General features: G+C 69.6%; 19 protein-coding genes. 8 read left to right on the top strand and 11 right to left on the bottom strand.

The genetic code is table 11. The features are described 5' to 3' along the window. Nucleotides 1-26: 26 nt before the first annotated feature. Entirely contained in the window at nt 27-1,580 is a 1,554-nt protein-coding gene (locus tag WAT24_RS13405) for a M4 family metallopeptidase (protein ID WP_336808399.1), read from the bottom strand. A 218-nt stretch (nt 1,581-1,798) separates the two neighbouring features. Here WAT24_RS13405 and WAT24_RS13400 point away from each other — a divergent pair, with 218 nt between their 5' ends. Beyond that, nucleotides 1,799-3,028, top strand: coding sequence for an MFS transporter (locus WAT24_RS13400; RefSeq protein ID WP_336808398.1), 1,230 nt, complete (start codon nt 1,799-1,801; stop codon nt 3,026-3,028). Nucleotides 3,029-3,063: 35 nt separating this feature from the next. Then, on the top strand, nt 3,064-3,549 hold the full coding sequence (locus WAT24_RS13395; RefSeq protein WP_336808397.1) for an FKBP-type peptidyl-prolyl cis-trans isomerase: 486 nt from the start codon (nt 3,064-3,066) through the stop codon (nt 3,547-3,549). Between the two features lie 91 nt (nt 3,550-3,640). Here WAT24_RS13395 and WAT24_RS13390 read toward each other — a convergent pair whose 3' ends face one another. The 3 genes from WAT24_RS13390 to WAT24_RS13380 all read right to left on the bottom strand — a co-directional run bounded on the left by WAT24_RS13390 (nt 3,641) and on the right by WAT24_RS13380 (nt 7,293). Beyond that, nucleotides 3,641-4,141 carry a C40 family peptidase gene (locus tag WAT24_RS13390; RefSeq protein WP_336808396.1) on the bottom strand — a complete coding sequence of 167 codons (501 nt, stop codon included), beginning with the start codon at nt 4,139-4,141 and terminating at the stop codon, nt 3,641-3,643. A gap of 144 nt (nt 4,142-4,285) precedes the next feature. Continuing rightward, nucleotides 4,286-5,716 carry a hypothetical protein gene (locus tag WAT24_RS13385; RefSeq protein ID WP_336808395.1) on the bottom strand — a complete coding sequence of 477 codons (1,431 nt, stop codon included), beginning with the start codon at nt 5,714-5,716 and terminating at the stop codon, nt 4,286-4,288. A 119-nt stretch (nt 5,717-5,835) separates the two neighbouring features. Beyond that, a complete protein-coding gene (locus WAT24_RS13380; protein ID WP_336808394.1) occupies nt 5,836-7,293 on the bottom strand; it encodes a hypothetical protein in 1,458 nt (485 codons plus the stop codon). A 208-nt stretch (nt 7,294-7,501) separates the two neighbouring features. Between WAT24_RS13380 and gorA the strand changes: the two genes are divergently transcribed. The 3 genes from gorA (at nt 7,502) to WAT24_RS13365 (ending at nt 10,034) form a co-directional block, all read left to right on the top strand. Next, nucleotides 7,502-8,845: a glutathione-disulfide reductase gene (gene gorA / locus WAT24_RS13375; RefSeq protein WP_336808393.1), complete on the top strand. Its 1,344-nt coding sequence runs from the start codon at nt 7,502-7,504 to the stop codon at nt 8,843-8,845. Nucleotides 8,846-8,869: 24 nt separating this feature from the next. Beyond that, entirely contained in the window at nt 8,870-9,652 is a 783-nt protein-coding gene (hutG, locus tag WAT24_RS13370) for an N-formylglutamate deformylase (protein WP_336808392.1), read from the top strand. A gap of 184 nt (nt 9,653-9,836) precedes the next feature. Next, a complete protein-coding gene (locus WAT24_RS13365) occupies nt 9,837-10,034 on the top strand; it encodes a hypothetical protein (RefSeq protein ID WP_336808391.1) in 198 nt (65 codons plus the stop codon). Nucleotides 10,035-10,101: 67 nt separating this feature from the next. Here the strand turns inward: WAT24_RS13365 and WAT24_RS13360 are convergent, their stop codons facing one another. The 7 genes from WAT24_RS13360 to asnS form a co-directional block, all read right to left on the bottom strand. After that, nucleotides 10,102-10,530: a RidA family protein gene (locus WAT24_RS13360; RefSeq protein WP_336808390.1), complete on the bottom strand. Its 429-nt coding sequence runs from the start codon at nt 10,528-10,530 to the stop codon at nt 10,102-10,104. After that, nucleotides 10,527-11,195, bottom strand: coding sequence for a carbonate dehydratase (gene can / locus WAT24_RS13355; RefSeq protein WP_336808389.1), 669 nt, complete (start codon nt 11,193-11,195; stop codon nt 10,527-10,529). The genes WAT24_RS13360 and can overlap by 4 nt, the downstream gene beginning before the upstream one ends. 12 nt (nt 11,196-11,207) lie before the next feature. Then, on the bottom strand, nt 11,208-12,674 hold the full coding sequence (locus WAT24_RS13350; RefSeq protein ID WP_336808388.1) for an aldehyde dehydrogenase: 1,467 nt from the start codon (nt 12,672-12,674) through the stop codon (nt 11,208-11,210). 186 nt (nt 12,675-12,860) lie between these two features. Then, complete coding sequence (locus tag WAT24_RS13345) at nt 12,861-13,649, bottom strand: SDR family oxidoreductase (protein ID WP_336808387.1); 789 nt, start codon at nt 13,647-13,649, stop codon at nt 12,861-12,863. 60 nt (nt 13,650-13,709) lie between these two features. Continuing rightward, the gene (locus tag WAT24_RS13340) at nt 13,710-14,042 is read right to left on the bottom strand and encodes a hypothetical protein (protein ID WP_336808386.1); all 333 of its coding nucleotides are present in this window, start codon (nt 14,040-14,042) and stop codon (nt 13,710-13,712) included. Continuing rightward, nucleotides 14,039-14,830, bottom strand: a complete 792-nt coding sequence (locus tag WAT24_RS13335; RefSeq protein ID WP_336808385.1) for a MalM family protein — start codon at nt 14,828-14,830, stop codon at nt 14,039-14,041. The genes WAT24_RS13340 and WAT24_RS13335 overlap by 4 nt, the downstream gene beginning before the upstream one ends. Before the next feature lie 5 nt (nt 14,831-14,835). Beyond that, complete coding sequence (asnS, locus tag WAT24_RS13330) at nt 14,836-16,236, bottom strand: asparagine--tRNA ligase (protein WP_336808384.1); 1,401 nt, start codon at nt 16,234-16,236, stop codon at nt 14,836-14,838. A gap of 120 nt (nt 16,237-16,356) precedes the next feature. On the opposite strand from asnS, the gene WAT24_RS13325 reads away from it, so the two are divergent. The 3 genes from WAT24_RS13325 to rpsR all read left to right on the top strand — a co-directional run bounded on the left by WAT24_RS13325 (nt 16,357) and on the right by rpsR (nt 17,585). After that, the gene (locus WAT24_RS13325; RefSeq protein ID WP_336808383.1) at nt 16,357-16,683 is read left to right on the top strand and encodes a HesB/IscA family protein; all 327 of its coding nucleotides are present in this window, start codon (nt 16,357-16,359) and stop codon (nt 16,681-16,683) included. Nucleotides 16,684-16,914: 231 nt separating this feature from the next. Continuing rightward, on the top strand, nt 16,915-17,337 hold the full coding sequence (gene rpsF / locus WAT24_RS13320) for a 30S ribosomal protein S6 (RefSeq protein ID WP_336808382.1): 423 nt from the start codon (nt 16,915-16,917) through the stop codon (nt 17,335-17,337). A gap of 17 nt (nt 17,338-17,354) precedes the next feature. After that, a complete protein-coding gene (rpsR, locus tag WAT24_RS13315) occupies nt 17,355-17,585 on the top strand; it encodes a 30S ribosomal protein S18 (protein ID WP_074552179.1) in 231 nt (76 codons plus the stop codon). The last annotated feature ends 22 nt before the right edge of the window (nt 17,586-17,607 follow it).

The raw sequence follows: 17,607 nt of genomic DNA, 5'->3' as shown, positions 1-17,607 counted from the left end.
GGGCTCCCGGTGGCTTGCCGCTGCGGTTACTGGCAGGTCACGCCGACGGCGTTGAACGCCGCCACCACGTCGCTGCGCGAGTAGCCGTAGTCGTCCGCCGCGTTCTCCACGCCGCAGGCGCCGGAGTTGTACGTGGCGGTCGAGGTCCAGTACATCGCGTTGGCGCGCTCGAACACCTCGAACGCCTTGCGCGTATTCCAGTTCGCCGTCTTGGCCAGCGTGCAGAACGCCTTGTTGTACACGCCGCTGGAATAGTGCACGTCCAGGCCACTGTAGTAGTTGGCCGCGTTGTCGATCGAGCGGCCGTCCTGGGTCGGGTTGCACATGTAGCGCAGGGCGGTGCCGGTCTTGTAGATCTCGGCGCCGACCAGCCAGTCGTTGTGGCCACGGTCGTAATACTCCGCGGCCTCGCCCGCCATGTCGGAGAATGCCTCGTTCATGCCGCCGGACTGGCCGGAGTACTGCAGGTTGGAGTGCTGCTCGGTAAAGCCGTGGCTGATCTCATGGCTGGTCACGTCCAGCGACACCAGCGGGTAGAAGGTGCTGGCACCGTCGCCGAAATACATCGCCGACCCGTTCCAGAACGCGTTCTCGTAGTTGCGGCTGTAGTGCACGTTCATCACCAGCACCATGTTCAGCGGCGGCGCGCCGAACCAGCTGTTGTACATGTCGTGCACGACGCCGCCGAAGTGGTGCGCGTCGTTGATCGGCGAGTAGGCGCCGTTGATGGCGTCGCCGCTGCTGGTCGGACAGGCGAAGGTCCACAGCGAACCGCCGGTGCGGCGCTGGTGCATGTCGTTGGTCTTCACGTCGGCGTTCTGCATGTAGCAGGTGCTGCCCGACTGCTGCACGGACAGCAGCGGGTAGTCGGTGCCGTAGAAGTACTCGCCGGTCTTCTGGTTGCCGCCCGGGCCGTTGGCCGTGGCCGGGGTGAGCGTGCCGCCGCCACCGCCGCCGCTGCCGGGCTTGCCGGTGGTCAGGCCTTCCCAGCTCTGCAGCACTTCGCCCGTATCGGCGTCGATCAGTGCGGTCGGGCGTGAGGGCTTGCCGCTGCGATCGACGAAGAACGAGGTCAGGTAGACCAGGCGCGCCTTCTTGCCTTCGGCGTAGACGTACAGGTCGTGCTTGACGTTGTGCAGGTCGGCGTCGGACACGGCGTCGGTACCGATGCCGAAGGGCAGCAGGCCGGCGTGCTGGCGCAGCACGGCCACGGCGCTTGCGCCGCTGAGGCGCGGAGTGGTCGAGGCCAGGTCGAAGCCCAGGCCGGTGGCGGTCTCGCCGTCCACGCTGCGAACGTTGCCCGCGGCATCGCGTTCCACGACCACGCTGCGGCCGTACACCGGCACGCCCTGGAACATCTGCTGTTCGCGCGTCTTGATGGTGCCGTGGACGGTACGCAGCTGCAGGCCCGGGGCCAGCGAGGCCTGTGGATCGAGGCCCAGGCGCTGCGCCAGGGCGGCGCGGTCGAGATGACCCAGCGCGGACGTGCGGATGTGGTTCGGCGTCGCCGACTGGGCGGCGGTGGCCACGAGCAGGCCGAGGGCGCCCAGCAGGGCACCGGCAAGCGGTTTCTGAAGCATCTGTATCCCTCCCAAGGAATTGGAATGGCGATCGGCGACTCCTGTCGCGTCCCGCCGTTGTCGGCACGTGCCGTCCTCCCCAGGACGCCGCATGCCGAACAGGCACCATACGACGAATCGGGGAGCGAGTCATCATGCCCAGCAGCATCCGCGTGCGACGGCCACGCCAAGGCCGCGTGCTAGCCTGATGACCTGCGTCCGATGCTGGGAGCCGCGGCATGAGTTTTCTGTCCACGTTGCGTGAGCTGGACCACGACCAGCGCCACACGGTCCTGGCCAGCTTTCTCGGCTGGACGCTGGATGCCTTCGACTACTTCCTGCTCACCTTCGTCATCGTCGGCGTCGCGAACGAATTCGGCGTGGAGAAGGCCGACGTCACGCTCGCGCTGTTGCTCACGCTGGCGGCGCGCCCGCTCGGCGCGCTGATCTTCGGGCGCCTGGCCGACCGCTACGGACGGCGTCCGATCCTGATGCTGGACGTGGTGCTGTTCTCGCTGTTCGAGCTGGCGACCGCGTTCTCCACGTCGCTGGCGATGCTGCTCGTGCTGCGCTTCCTGTTCGGCATCGCGATGGGCGGCGAGTGGGGTATCGGCGCCTCGCTGGCGATGGAGGCGATCCCGCCGAAGGCGCGTGGCCTGGTCTCCGGCCTGCTGCAGAGCGGCTATCCCTGCGGCTTCTTCCTCGGTGCACTGGTCAACTGGCTGCTGATCGACCACATCGGCTGGCGCGGCCTGTTCGTGGTCGGCGCCGCGCCGGCGCTGCTGGTGCTGTACATCCGCCGCAAGGTGCCCGAGTCGCCGGTGTGGCAGCGCCAGCGCGGCGCGCCCCGCCGGGGCCTGCGCGAGGCGATGCGCGGGCAATGGAAGCTGGCGCTGTACCTGATGCTGCTGATGACGGCCTTCAACATGTTCAGCCATGGCTCGCAGGACCTCTACCACACTTTCGAGGAGGTCGACCTGCACCTGCCGACCGGCTCGACCGCGGCGTTCGTGCTGGTCGCGCTGCTCAACCTCGGTGCGCTCGCGGGCGGGTTGTTCTTCGGTGCGTTGTCCGAGCGGATCGGACGGCGCCGGGCGATCGTCATTGCAGCGCTGCTCGCCATTCCGGTCATCCCGCTGTGGATGTACGGTGGCACGCTGGCGCTCTACGGTGTCGGGGCGTTCCTGATCCAGGTGATGGTGCAGGGCGCCTGGGGCGTGGTGCCGACGCACCTGAACGAGCTGTCGCCCGAGCACGTGCGCGGCACGCTGCCGGGCTTCGCCTACCAGACCGGCAACCTGCTGGCCGCGGTCACCGCCACGGCGCAGGCGTGGATCGCCCGCGCGCACGGCGGCGACTACGCCTTCGCCATGTCGGCATGGATCGCGGTGGTGGCGCTGCTGCTCGCGCTGCTCGCCTGGCTCGGGCCGGAGGCGCGCGGGGTGGGCTTCGGCGAGGCGCGCGACTGATAGAATCGCCGCCTTTGGATCCGACGGGAAAGGCAATGAAGGCAGGCAAGGACAAGGTCATCGCGTTCCACTACACGCTGACGGTGGACGGCGGGAAGGTGGAAAGCTCGCGCGACAACGGCGAACCGTTGTGGATCCTGCTCGGCCACGGGCAACTCATTCCCGGCCTCGAGAAGGCGCTGGACGGGCACGAGGCCGGCGAGACGCTCGCCGTCGACATCAGCCCGGCCGAAGGCTACGGCGAGCGCGAGGAAGGCCGCATCCAGCGCGTACCGAAAAAGTACTTCCAGCAGGCCGCCAAGCTGAAGCCAGGCATGACCACGGTGCTGGCGCTCAAGGAAGGCGGCCACCGCGCAGTGACGGTGCACAAGGTCGGCATGAGCGCGGTCGACGTGGACCTCAACCATCCGATGGCCGGCAAGACGCTGCACTTCGACGTGGCGATCGAAGACGTGCGCGAGGCGACCGAGGAGGAGATCAAGCACGGCCACGCGCACCCGCCGGGCCAGGAAGCGCATTGATCCGGTGGAGGACGGCGGCCGGCGTGCCGTCGTCCTCCTGCGCGCAGGTGCCGGCGCATTGCGCCACGCGGTTGCCTACGGGACAGCGGGGTCAGTCCAGGAGCCGCTTGCCGAAGGCGAAGTGATCGCGCCAGTAGGGGCCGTCGAGGTCGTCCAGCCGTACCGTGCCACCGCTGTTGGGGGCGTGCACGAAACGCCCCTTGCCCACGTACACGCCCACGTGGCTGATGCCGCCGTCGATGTCGAAAAACACCAGGTCGCCGCTGGCCAGGTCGGTCACGCGCCTGACCTTGCGGCCGTCCACCTGCGCCATCGCGCGCGAGTTGTGCGGCAGCAGGATGTCCGCCGCGTTGCGGTAGATGTAGTCGATCAGCCCGCTGCAATCGAAGCCGCTCTCCGGCGTATTGCCGCCCCAGCGGTAGGGCGTGCCGACCAGCGCGATCGCGCGGAACAGGACGTCGTTGGCCGTGCCCGCGCTCGCCGCCGAGGGCGCGCGTGCGGGCAGGTCGGCCAGGGCCGAGTGCGAGGAGCGGAAGGTCGGCTCGCGCCGGTGCGGGTTGCCGGCGCAGGCGGCGAGCAGCAGGGCGGCCATCGACACCGCAAGGAGACGCGAGGCGGGCGGGAGGCATCCGGACGCAGGCATGGCGACCTCGGCTGTGTTTCGCCGAGCTTATCGAATCAAGCGCTTGGGTCAAGTTCTTGAGGTGGCCAGGAAGGTCCCGGTCGGGCCTGGACCCTAGCGCTGCGCTGCCGGAGCGACGTTGATGGTGGCCTGCGCGAGTACCTTGCCGTTGGCGTCGAGGCTGCGCAGACGATAGGCGCCAGGACGCAGCCAGAGCTGGTTGCGGGCGCCGCGCTTGAGGAACAGGTAGCGATCGGCCGCGACCGCGTCCTCCGTCTCGCCGCTGTAGTGGGCTTCGACCAGGCACGGGAAGACGGTCATGCACAGGTCCGCGTCGACCGGGTACGGCACGCGCGTACCGGCCAGGGCGAGCCAGCCCGGGCGGTGCCCGCCGGCGGCGGGCGGCAGCACGGCATAGTCGCGGCCGTCGAACCTCAGCGAGACCAGGTCCTTTTCCGTGTAATCGCTGGCGTTGCGGTTGGCTACCGGCAGGATCACGCTGAGGTCGTACACGCCCGGCCGGGCACTCCAGGGAGCGCCGGTATCCGCATGGCGGAGCACGATGGGCGCCTGCGGCGCGTACAGGCCGATGAGCTGGTGGTAGGCCGAGTCGACGGGCTGCCTGGTGTCGACCGGCCGTACCGGTCCGGTCACGATCGGGTGGTAGGCACGCAGCGCGCCGAGCACGCGCAGGTACGCTTCGTGTTCGGTGCTGGGGAGGTCTTCGCGTATGTCCGTCTGGTCGATGGACAGCACCTCCGACCCGGCGAGTTTCTGCAGCCGTTCGGCCATCGGATGGACGCGGCCCAGCCGGCCGGGCGCCTTGTCGATGTGCGCGTAGCCGGCGTGGACCAGCAGCCTTGCCTTCGGGTTCCCGGCGAGCACGCGTCGGTACAGATTCCGTGCCTGCAGGTCTTCGCGTTCCTGTGGACTGCTGCCCGGCTCATCGTAGGCGACGATGACGAAACCCAGCCTGATCGCGGCCCGCACGATCTCGCCGTAGACCGGCTCGTGCAGGTATTCGCTGCCACTGGCGAGCGTGGGGTAGCCACGCCGCTGCAGCTCCGTGTCGCGTCCGTCCAGCGCCTCGATGGCCAGGTGGGTGAAACCCAGCGCCCGCAATCGCGGCAGCAATGCCAGGGTGAGCGCTCGCGTGTGCGCGTCGTGGTGGGCCTCGTTGACCATCACGATGCGGCGGTCGGCCGCCAGCTCCTCGATGGTGTCCAGCGCGTCCGCCGCCTGCCACCGTGGCGGGCGCGGGAGCTGCAGGTCCGCAGGCAGGCGGCTGCGAAGCGGGAAGTCGCGCACCGCCTCGCTGTACAGGCCCATCTCGTTCTCGCAGAAGGCGAGGAACTGCTGCGCCAGTCCGGCGTCCGGGCCGGAAAGCTGCGGCATGCCCTTCACCAGGTACCGGTAGCGCGCCAGCTCATGCGGTTGCTGCATGGCAGCCAGCAACTCGGGCGTGGTGATGTTTCGCGCGGACAGCGCGGGTGCACCCAGCCAGACCATGATCCCGACGACGACGGACAGCGGACGCGGCGGCATACGGCGATCCCCCAGGTGGCGGCCCGTGCAGGCTAGACAGGCACGACACCCGCCGCAAGTGCGGAAGTTCCGCGGAGCAGGCGTGCCGTGGAACGGCGGTGGGGCGCGCCTGGTCGGCGCTAGCCGGCGGCCGGCACGGTCAGTGGCTCGCTCGCCAGCACCTTGCCGTCGATGCCCACGTAACGCAGGCGGTAGTCCCCCGGGTACAGGTAGAGCAGGTTGCCCTTGCCTTTCTGCAGGAACAGGTAGCGATCCGCAGCGACCGCGTCGTCGGATTCGCGCGCGTAGTGGGCCTCCACCAGGCAGGGGAAGGTGCGCGCGCACGGCTTGCTCTGCACCGGTACGGCCACCCGCTTGCCGTCCAGGCTCAACCACGACGGACGATGCCCCTGGGCGGCCGGTGGCAGGACCGGGTGGTAGGTGCCGCCGAACTCGAGGTTGATCGGCCCCTGCTGGTAGTTCGACCGTGCCTCGTTGCCCGGGGGCAGGATCACGTTGGCGTCGTAGACGCCCGGGCGCGCCGACCACCACGCCCGCGTCTTGCGGTTGACCAGCAGTATCGGTCTGCCGGGACGGTACAGACCGGCGAGCTCGTAGTAGAGGTCGGCGGAGCGGTACGGACGGCCCTTGTCGGCGGTCGGGCCGGGCGCCTCCCCGGTCGCCGGCCGGGCCGTCAGCAAGGAGCGGGACGTGGCGTAGTCCGCCTGCGCCCGGTGCACGGCGTCGATCTCGTTGACCGGGCGGTCCTCGCGGATGTCCGTCTGGTCGATCGACAGCGGCTCGATGCCGGTCAGCCGCTGCAGTTCCATGGCCATCGGGCGGATGCGGCCACCCAGCCGCCCGCGGGCCCGGTCGATGTGCGCATAGCCCGCATGCACCAGGACCTTGGCCTGCGGGTCGTGCGCGAAGATGCCGTCGTACAGGTTCCGTGCCTGGCCGTCCTCGCGGCGCTGGTCCTGCATGCCCATGGCCTCGTAGGGGACGACCGTGTAACCCAGCCGCAGCGCCTGCCGGACGATCTCCCCGTAGAGCGGATCGTGGACATACTCGCTGCCGCTGGCGGCCACGGGATATCCCCGCCTGGCCAGCGCCGCGTCACGGGCATCCAGTGCCTCGATGGCGAGGTACCGGTAGCCGATCGCGCGCAGCGCCGGCAGCAGCGCCAGCGTGAGCAGGCGGGTATGCCCGTCGTGGTGGGCCTCGTTCACCATCACCAGCCGGCGGGTGCCCGCTGCCTGCACGATGGCGTCGACCGCGTCTACCGCCTCCCAGGCCTCGGGGCGCGGCAGCACGACCTCGGCCAGTGGCTTGTTCTGCAGCGGGAAGTCGCGCACCGCCTCGCTGTACAGGCCCAGTTCGTTCTCAGTGGAGGCGAGCAGCTGGCGGGCCGCTATGGCATCGGCCTCGGACAGCTCGGGCAGGACCGATACCAGGTAGCCGTAGCGCGCCAGATCGTCCTGGCGCTCGAACACACCGCGGAACACTTGATCCAGCGTCACCTGCGAGGCCGCCGCCGCGAGGCTTGCAGTGGCCAGCACGGTCGCGAGGCAGACGCGGAAGGCATGACGTACGCGCATGTCTGGACGTTCCCCTGATCGATCGTGCCAGCCTAGTCGGCGCCCGGAAGGGCTGCAAGGCAGCTGCCGCACGCTCCCGAATGGTGCGTGCGTCCGCCGCGGCGTGCCCTTGCCATCGTGGGCGAGGCCCGGGTCATCCTCCGAGGCAGGCGCCGCCGTTCACGCGGCTCCCCAGCAGTGCGGGCATGCTTGTGGCCCGGAGGAACGCATGAATCGAGATTTCGACCTAATCGTGCTGGGCGCGGGATCCGGCGGCCTGACCGTGGCCCAGCGGGCGGCGCGATACGGTGCCAGGGTGGCGCTGTTCGAACCGGGTCCGCCGGGCGGCACCTGCGTGAACCTCGGCTGCGTGCCGAAAAAGGCGTTCTGGTTCGCCGCGCAACTGGCCCACGCGCAGGCGCTGGCGCCGGACTATGGCTTCGAAATTCGTGCCGGGTCGTTGGACTGGCGCCGGTTCCGGGCACTGCGCGACGGCTACATCGACGGCATCCGCCGGCGCTACGCCGAACGGCTGGAGGGCGCCGGGGTGTGCCGGATCGCCGCGGCCGCGCGTCTGGTGGCGCGCGACGGCGTCGAGGCGGCGGGCGAGCGCTACCGGGCGCCGCAGATCGTGATCGCCACCGGCGCGCGTCCGCGGCGGTTGCCGCTGGCGGGCTTCGAGCTCGGCATGGTCTCGGACGACATCTTCGCGCTCGACGCCGCGCCCCGCTCGGTGGGCATCGTCGGTGGCGGCTACGTGGCGGTGGAGTTCGCGTGCCTGCTGCGTGCCCTGGGCTGCGGGGTGGAGCTGCTGATCCGCAAGCAGCTCCTGGACAGCTTCGATGCCGAGCTGGTGCAGGTGCTGGCCGAACAGATGCGTGCCCAGGGGATCCGCATTACGCCGCAGAGCAACGTCTGCGGTGCCCGCGGCGAGCCCGGGGCGCTGCTGCTGGACGATCGCGGCGGCGGCGCGCACGGGCCCTACGACGCGATCCTCTGGGCGGTGGGTCGGGTGCCCAACAGCGACGGGCTCGGGCTGGACACGGTCGGCGTGGTACGCGACGAGAAGGGCTTCATCCGGGTCGATGCACACCAGAACACCAGCGTGCCGGGCATCACCGCGATCGGCGACGTCACCGCGTGCCCCGCGCTGACGCCGGTGGCGGTCGCCGCCGGCTATGCGCTGATCGAACGCCTGTTCGGCGGGCAGCCGCAGGCCGGCTTCGATTACCGCGCGATCCCGACCGTGGTGTTCGCCGAGCCGCCGCTGGGGATGATCGGGCTGACCGAACGCGAGGCGCGGGCGCGTCACGGCGATGCGGTGCGCATCTACCGCAAACGCTTCGTACCGCTGCAGTACGCGGTCGCCGGACGCGCCACCCCCACGCTGATGAAACTGGTCTGCAGCGGTGACGACGAGCGCGTGCTCGGCCTGCACGCGCTCGGGCCGGGCGTGGACGAGATGCTGCAGGGCTATGCCGTGGCGATGCGACAGGGCCTCACCCGCAGCCAGCTGAGGGACGCGGTGGCGATCCATCCGACCTCGTCCGAGGAGCTGCTGCTGATGCACTGAAAGGCGGGACGGTAAACTCCGCGCATGGACATCTTCCGCCTCGACCGCGGCACGGCGCCGCTGCTGATCAGCCTGCCGCACGACGGCAGCCACATTCCGCCCGGGATCGCAGCACGCATGCGCCCGGCGGCGCGCCGTTCGCCCGACACCGACTGGCACGTCGCGCGGCTCTACGCACCGCTGGCGCAGGCGCTGGGTGCCAGCCTGCTGCGCCCGCTGGCCTCGCGCTACGTGGTGGACCTCAACCGGCCGGCCGACGGCCACGCGCTGTACCCGGGGCGACGCGAGACCGGCCTGGTGCCTACCATCGGCTTCGACGGCGAGCCGCTCTACCTCGGTCCGGACGGCGAACCGGACGCCGCCGAAGTGCAACGCCGCGTGAACGCCTATTGGCGGCCCTACCACGAGGCTTTGCAGCAGGAACTTGCGCGGCTGCGCGCCCGACACGGCCGGGTGGTGCTGTGGGAAGGACATTCGATCCGCAGCCGCGTGCCGATGCTGTTCGAAGGGCGCCTGCCCGATCTGAACCTCGGTACCGCGGACGGCGCCAGTTGCGCGCCCGGATTGCAGCATCGCCTCGAGTCGTTGCTGGACGCGCAGGACCGCTACGATTCCGTGGTGAACGGCCGCTTCAAGGGCGGTTACATCACCCGGCACTACGGCCGGCCGGGCGACGGCGTCGATGCCGTGCAGCTCGAACTGGCGCAATGCAACTACATGGACGAGGAAAGCTTCGCCTGGGACGAGGCGAAGGCCACGACACTGCGTGAGGCGATCGAACCGCTGCTGCGCGCCTGCCTGGACTGACGCAAGTTCGTTCGCGCCGATCGCGACACCTCGCAAGTCAAGAGGGGCAGCGCGGCGGCGTGCGCGCGGCCGACGGCGCGTTCAGTCGGCGTATGCCGCAGCGGACGCATCGTGCTGTCGCCGCGCCGCCCGTGACGCCGGGTTCCGGCCGGGTCCGCGGCTTTCCAGCTCGAGGTTTCTCACCATGCGTAAGCTCCTGATCGCTTCCCTGCTCGTGGCGGGCGTGGCTCTTTCCGGTGTGGTGCTGGCCCAGGACGCGGCTCCCAAGGCAGCGACCAAGACCGAGCAGGCGACCTCCGCCACCAAGAAGACGGTGACCCATCACCATCGTGTCCACAAGACGATGAAGAAGAGTGCGACCAAGCCGGCCTCCGGCACGTAAGTCGTGGTACCGCCCGGGCCCTGTCCGCAGTGACGGCAGGGCCCTCGCTTCGCGCCGTGGCGATCCGTTACGGGTGGTCGGCCGGCAGCGCGGCGATGCACTTGAGTTCGATCGCGATCGGCGTGGGCAGCGCGCTGATCCCCAAGGTCGTGCGGCAGGCGTCCACGCCGGCGAAGTATTCCGCGTAGAGGCGGTTGTACGCCGCGAAATCGCGCGCCATGTCGGTGAGGAACACGGTCACGTCGACCAGGTCAACCCAGCGCGCGCCGCTGGCTTCCAGCACTGCGCGCACGTTGGCGAAGACCTGCCGGCACTGCGCTTCGATGTCGTAGGCGACCAGCCTGCCGTCGGCATCGTGCACGTTGCCGGGGATCGCGTTGCTGCCGGGCTGTCGCGGCCCGACCCCGGAGAGGAACAGCAGGTTGCCCACGCGCCGGGCATGCGGATACGCACCCACCGGCGCCGGCGCCGCATCGGTGCGCACCACGCCGCTCACGCGCGCGCCCGCCAGCGCTCGGCCAGGCCATCGAGCGCTTTCCGGTAGGCCTCGGCCAGCGTGTCGCGGCCGGTCACCACCAGCCCCAGATCGTGCATGTGGCCGTCGGTGAGGCCGTAGATCCAGGCGTGCACGGTCAGCGACTGGCCGCGGTCCCAGGCGTCCTGCACGATGCTCGTGCCGCACACGTTGAGTGCCTGCTCGAGCGCGTTGAGTTCGCACAGCCGATCGTGGCGCAGCGCGAAGGCCACCTCCGGCGGCAGCGCGGGGGCGTGCTTGACCGCCACGTCGTTGACGTGGCGCAGCCAGTTGTCGATCAAGCCGAGCCGCGATTCGTTCAGCACCGCCGCCACGCCGCCGCAACCGTAGTGGCCGACCACCAGGATATGCTCGACCTTCAGCACGTCGACCGCGAACTGGATGGTGCTCAACGCGTTGAGGTCGGTGTGCACCACCACGTTGGCGACGTTGCGGTGCACGAAGATCTCGCCCGGCGGCAGGTCGACGATCTGCGTGGCCGGCACGCGCGAGTCCGAGCAGCCGATCCACAGGTACTTCGGCGCCTGTTGCTGCGAAAGCCGTTCGAAGAAATGCGGATCGGCGGCAGTGACGCCGGCAGCCCAGCGGCGGTTGTTCTCGAGCAGGTCCTTCAGGGTGTGCGGCATGGTTCTTTCCAGTCAATAACGGATACAGACGTTCTTGGGCTCGGTGAAGAAGGCCAGCGCCTCGGTGCCGCCCTCGCGGCCGAGGCCCGACTGCTTGGCGCCGCCGAAGGGCGTGCGCAGGTCGCGCAGCAGCCAGCAGTTGATCCACACGATGCCGAAATCGAGCGCCGCGGCGACGCGGTGGGCGCGCGACAGGTCGGCCGTCCACAGCGAGGCGGCCAGCCCGTAGGCGCTGTCGTTGGCCAGCGCGACGGCATCGGCCTCGTCCTCGAACGGGATCAGGCTGACCACCGGGCCGAAGATCTCCACCTGGTTGGTGGCCGCCGCGTTGGGCAGCCCCTCGATCACCGTGGGCGCGACGAACCAGCCGCCGGCGCAGCGGCCGGGCAGGGACAGCGCTTCGCCGCCACACAGCACGACGGCGCCTTCGTCGCGTGCCTGCGCGATGCAGCGCATCACCTTGTCGAAATGCGGCCGGGACACCAACGCGCCGAGCTGGGTTGCTGGATCCTGCGGGTCGCCCACCACCAGTCGCCGCACGCGCTCGAGGTAGCGCTCCTTGAACGGCGCGTAGATCGATCGCTGCACCAGCAGGCGCGAGCCGCACAGGCAGATCTCCCCCTGGTTGGCGAAGCCGGAGCGCACGATGGTGTCGAGGTTGGCGTCCGAAAGATCCGCGTCGGCGAAGACGATGGCGGGGTTCTTGCCGCCCATCTCCAGCGAAAGCTTCTTGAAGGCTGGCGCCGCCGCCGCGGCGATGGCTGCGCCGGTTGCGGTGCTGCCGGTAAAGGAGATCGCCTTGACCGCCGGGTGTTCGACCAGGGCCTGGCCCACGCTGGGGCCGCGGCCCTGCACGATGTTGAGCACGCCGGGCGGAAAGCCCGCCTCGATGCTGAGCGCGGCCAGCCGCGCGGCCGTGCACGGCGTCACCTCCGAGGGCTTGGCCACCACCGTGTTGCCGGCGGCCAGGGCCGGCGCGATCTTCCAGGTGAACAGGTACAGCGGCAGGTTCCACGGACTGATGCAGCCGACCACGCCGAGCGGCTGGCGCAGGGTGTAGTTGATCGCGCCCGCGTCGGGCCGGCCCAGCGGCGTGGCGTGCGATTCGCTTTCCCAGGCCTGGATCGCGGCTGCGAAGTAGCGCAGGTTGCTCACCGCGCGCGGGATGTCCAGGCTGCGCGCCAGCGCGAGCGGCTTGCCGCTGTCGCGCGACTCCAGCGCGGCGAAGTCCTCGAGGTCCTGCTCGACCAGGTCGGCGAGGCGGTGCAGCAGGCGGGCGCGCCGGTCGATCGGCAGCGCGGCCCAATCGGCGGCCGCGCGCCGTGCGGAGGCCACGGCGTCGGCCACGTCGTCCGCGTCGGAATCGGGGCAGTGCGCGAAAACCTCGCCGGTGGCGGGCTCGTGCACGTCCAGCCAGCGGTCCGCCCGCGACGCCACGAGGCGGCCGTCGATGAGGTTGGCGAGGCGCAAGGAAGGCATCCGCGCAAGCTTACGACCTGAGGCCTCCGATTGCACCGGACGCAGGCGTATGCGCCCCGCCGCCTGTCTCTCCCCGTGTTGCAGCGAGCTTGCTCGCGAGGCTATGGCGCTGGTGCAGCATCCGGTCTCGCGTGCGGCATCCGGACCACGGGGTCGCGAGCCCGCTCCTGCAAGAGACGCGGGACGCTAGCTCAGCGCGCGTGTGCGGCCGCCGTCGACGGCGATGCTCACGCCGTTGACGTAGGCGGCCGCCGGGGTGCACAGGAACGCGATCACGGCGGCGACATCGGCAGGCTCGCCGAAGCGGCGCGCGGGAATGGTCGCCACCAGGTCGCGTGCGATGTCGTTCTCGCTGCGGCCGCTGGCACGGGCCTGGGCGGCGAGCAGGCTGTCGAGCCGGCCGGTTCGGGTGTAGCCGGGGAGCACGTTGTTGACGGTGACGCCGTCGGCGGCCAGTTCGCCCGACAGCGTCTTGGCCCAGGCGGCCACCGCCGCGCGCACGGTGTTGGACACGCCGAGGTTGGCGATCGGCTCCTTCACCGAGGTGGAGATCACGTTGACGATGCGGCCGTAGCCGGCCTCGCGCATGCCCGGAAGCAAGGCCTGCACCATCGCCTGGCCGGCGATCAGGTGCTGGCGGAAGGCGGCCTCGAAGGCGGCGGGGTCGGCGGTGTGCGCCGGCCCGCCGGGCGGGCCGCCGCTGTTGTTCACCAGGATGTGTACCGCCTCGGCGGCGGCGACGTCGGTGACGATGCCCTGCAGGCGAGTGGTGTCGAGCATGTCGACCGCCTGCCAGCGGTGCTGCTGCCCGCGGGGGCAGGGCAGCCGACCGGCCAGTTCCTCCAGGGCGTCGGCCGAGCGGGAGAGCAGGGTGACGGTGGCGCCCAGTTCCGCCAGCTCGATGGCGGTGGCGCGGCCGATCCCTTGCGAGGCGCCGCAGACCAGCGCATGGCGACCACCCAGATCCAGTTGCATCGTCAGCTCCTCACTGTCGTTGTGCCGCTGCGACGCCGGCGGCGTTGCGCGCCCTCCGGCTCAGCGTGCCTGCCACTGCAGGAAGATCGCCGCGAACCAGCAGGCCCAGGCCAGCCAGGGCATCACGCGCCACAGCCGGAACCAGCGGGTGATCGCCGCGTCCTGCAGCAGCTCCGGCAGGCGCGGCTGGGTCGAGCGCAGCACGTGCTGCATGCGCATCCACGTACGCAGGCCGCTCGCCTGGCCCTGCTCCGGCTCGGCGATGATCCTCCACTGCTGCGGGTGATGCTCGCGTAGCAGCGCCGCGATGCGGAACTGCGCGACGTAGTACAGCACGAAGGACGCGACGCCACAGGCCAGCAGCGCGAGGTAGACCATCACGGCGAGGTTCACGATTTGCTCCCGCTCCAGTGCGTGGGCAGGGCGGTGCGCAGCGTGTTGAGCACGCCCTTGCCTTCCGGCGCCTTGTCGCAGATCGCGTTGTCCACCGCCTTGGCGTAGCTGTCGTTCATCATGCCCAGCCAGACCGTGCCGTCGGGGCCGTGCGGGATGCGGAAGCTGCCGGTGGAGGTCATTTGCACCGGCGCCTCGGCCGAGAACGCGGCGGGCGACTGCTCCCAGTAGGTATCGCCCGACTGCTGCTGCGCCGAGCTGTACACCACCAGGTAGCGCGCGCGGTCACTGGCCACCTTGTAGCTGCCGAACGCACCGGTGGTGGCGCTGCTCCAGCCCATGTACTCGCACAGCTGCACGTCCTGCGAGTCGATCGGCTGGAAGCCTTCGTCCAGCAGCACCACCGTGGGGGCGAACAGGTAGCTCGAATGCAGCCAGCGCCCGTTGAGCTCCGACTTCAGCGCGATCTTATAGGGCAGCTTCGCGTCGGTGGGCAGGCGGAAGGCGAGAAAGTAGCTGCGTACCCCGTTGAGGTTGGCCACCATGCTGCCTGGACCCAGCACGAATTTCTTCGGGCGCCAGGGCAGCGGCGTCAGGTAGGAAAAGTCGGCGAAACTGCCGCAGCAGGGTGTGGCCTGCTGCAGCTGCTGTCGCGCCTGCTCCAGCGTGTTGCCGGTGCCCGACGGCGGGCGCAGGTTCGGCGGCACCAGCACCTTGACGCTGTGGCAGGCGCCCAGCAGCAGGGTGAGGGTGAGCAGCAGGAAGGCGGGGAGCAGGCGGCGAAGCATGATGGTCAGAAGTCGGCGGATCCGGCGGCACGCGGGTAGGGAATGGCGTCGCGGATGTTGGAAAGACCGCACACATAGCACAGCAGGCGCTCGAAGCCCAGGCCGAAGCCGGCGTGCGGGACGGTGCCGTAGCGGCGCAGGTCGCGGTACCAGGCGTAGGTGGTCGCGTCCAGGCCGAACTTGGCCATGCGCCGGTCGAGGTAGTCCAGGCGTTCCTCGCGCTGGCTGCCGCCGATGATCTCACCGATGCCCGGCGCGAGCACGTCCATGGCGGCGACCGTCTTCTCGTCGTCGTTCAGGCGCATGTAGAAGGCCTTGATCGCCTCGGGGTAGTTCATGACGACCACGGGGCGGCCGACGTGTTTCTCGGCCAGGTAACGCTCGTGCTCGGTCTGCAGGTCCACGCCCCAGGCGACCGGGAACTCGAACTTCTGGCCGGACTCCCTCAGGATCTCGATCGCGTCGGTGTAGTCGATGCGCTCGAACGGCTGGGCGATGAAGTGCTCCAGGCGGGTGACCGCCTCGGGCAGCACGCGCTCGGCGAAGAACGCCATGTCGTCGGCGCGCTCCTCCAGCACCGCCTTGAAGATCGCCTTGAGGAAGCGTTCGGCGCAGTCGGCGTCGGCGGCCAGGTCGGCGAAGGCGATCTCCGGCTCGATCATCCAGAACTCGGCCAGGTGGCGGGGCGTGTTGGAGTTCTCTGCGCGGAAGGTCGGGCCGAAGGTGTAGACCTTGCTCATCGCCAGGCAGTAAGCCTCGACGTTGAGCTGCCCGGACACCGTGAGGAACGCCTCGCGGCCGAAGAAATCCTTGCGGAAATCGATCTTGCCCTCGTCGGTGCGCGGCAGGTTGGCCAGGTCCAGCGTGGACAGGCGGAACATGTCGCCGGCGCCCTCGGCGTCCGAGGTGGTGATGATCGGCGTGTTGACCCAGAAGAAGCCCTCGGCGGTGAGGTGGCGGTGGATCGCCATCATCATCGTGTGGCGCACGCGCGTGACCGCGCCGAACAGGTTGGTGCGCGGGCGCAGGTGGGCGACCTCGCGCAGGAACTCCATCGAGTGCTGCTTGGGCTGGATCGGGTAGGTTTCCGGATCGTCGACGAAGCCGGTCACCACGATCTCGCTCGCCTGGACCTCGAAGGCCTGGCCCTTGCCCTGCGAGGGCACCAGCGTGCCGGTGACGATCACGCCGGCGCCGGCGGTCAGGTGCCGGACCTCGCTCTCGTAGTTCGGCAGCGTGGCCGGGGCCACCGCCTGGATCGGATCGAAGCAGGAGCCGTCACTGACGTTGACGAAGGACAGGCCCGCCTTGGAGTCGCGCCGCGTGCGTACCCAGCCGCGCACGGTCACCGTGCTGCCGGCCTCGACGGCGCCGGAAAGGGCCTGCTTGACACTCACTACCGCCATGGGATTGAAACTCCTGCGCGCGCGCCGCATCTGGACTGTCATGTTCGATCGCGCCGGGAGCGGCGCGTCGGGCAAACCCACATGATAATGTAGGCCCGCGGCCTTCTTCACCCTGCGTCCATGAGCATTTCGATCACTCCGCCCGCGCGCGAACGCATCCGCCAGTTCCTCGACCGGACGCCCGGCGCCGCCGGCGTGCGTTTCGGCGTCAGGCGCACCGGCTGCTCCGGCTTCGCCTACGTGGTGGATCTGGCCGACGCCGTGCAGCCGGACGACCGCACCCTGGACGTGGACGGCATTCCGCTGATCGTCGACGCCAGGAGCCTGCCGATGGTGGACGGCACGGTGATCGATTTCCGCCGCCAGGGCCTGAACGCCAGCTTCGTCTTCCACAACCCCAACGCCACCGGCGAGTGCGGGTGCGGGGAGAGCTTCACGGTCGGCTGAGCCCCGCCGACGGTCGGCAGGAGCGGCTTGCCCGCGACGCCTTCCCGGCCGCACCGGGACGGAGATCACGGGAAAGTCCGACCGTGCGGTGCCTTTACCCGGTGGCCGGGGTCGCGATACACTTCCGCTTCTGTCCGCGCCCCATGGGCGTGGGCGGGCACTTGCCTCACCGCATCCGGCGGGAGGCTGCGAGGCCCCTCGGGGCCGCATCCACAAGGAGCCAACACCAAGATGACCATGCGTCATTACGAAATCGTGTTCCTGGTCCACCCTGACCAGAGCGAGCAGGTCCCGGCCATGATCGACCGCTACAAGGCGCTGATCGAGGCCGACGGTGGCAAGGTCCACCGCCTGGAGGACTGGGGCCGCCGCCAGCTCGCCTACCCGATCGAGAACCTGGCCAAGGCGCACTACGTGCTGCTGAACATCGAAGTGGGCCAGAACGTGCTGAACGAGCTGGAGTCCGGCTTCCGCTTCAACGACGCCGTGCTGCGCCATCTCGTTATCAAGCGTGACGAGGCCGACACCGAGCCGTCCTTCATCCTGAAGTCGAAGGAGAAGGACGACGCCAAGTCCTCGCGTCGCCGCGACGACGACGGCGACGGCGACGACCGCCGCGGCAGCCGTGACACCGACCGCGACAGCGACGACTGATCCAGGAGCACCCAGCCATGTCCAAGTTCTTCCGCCGCCGCAAGTTCTGCCGCTTCACGGCCGAAAACGTGAAGGAGATCGACTACAAGGATCTCAACACGCTGCGCCAGTACATCACCGAGAACGGCAAGATCGTGCCCAGCCGCATCACCGGCACCAAGGCGCGCTACCAGCGCCAGCTGGCCACCGCGATCAAGCGGGCCCGCTTCCTGGCGCTGCTGCCGTACACCGACAACCACGACGTCTGACGATGCCCCTTTTCTCTCCCCG

The organism is Fulvimonas yonginensis, from assembly GCF_037137055.1.
Taxonomy (GTDB): domain Bacteria; phylum Pseudomonadota; class Gammaproteobacteria; order Xanthomonadales; family Rhodanobacteraceae; genus Frateuria_A; species Frateuria_A yonginensis.
Note: the sequence above shows the minus strand (reverse complement) of the source record. Positions and strands in the feature narration are given on the sequence as shown.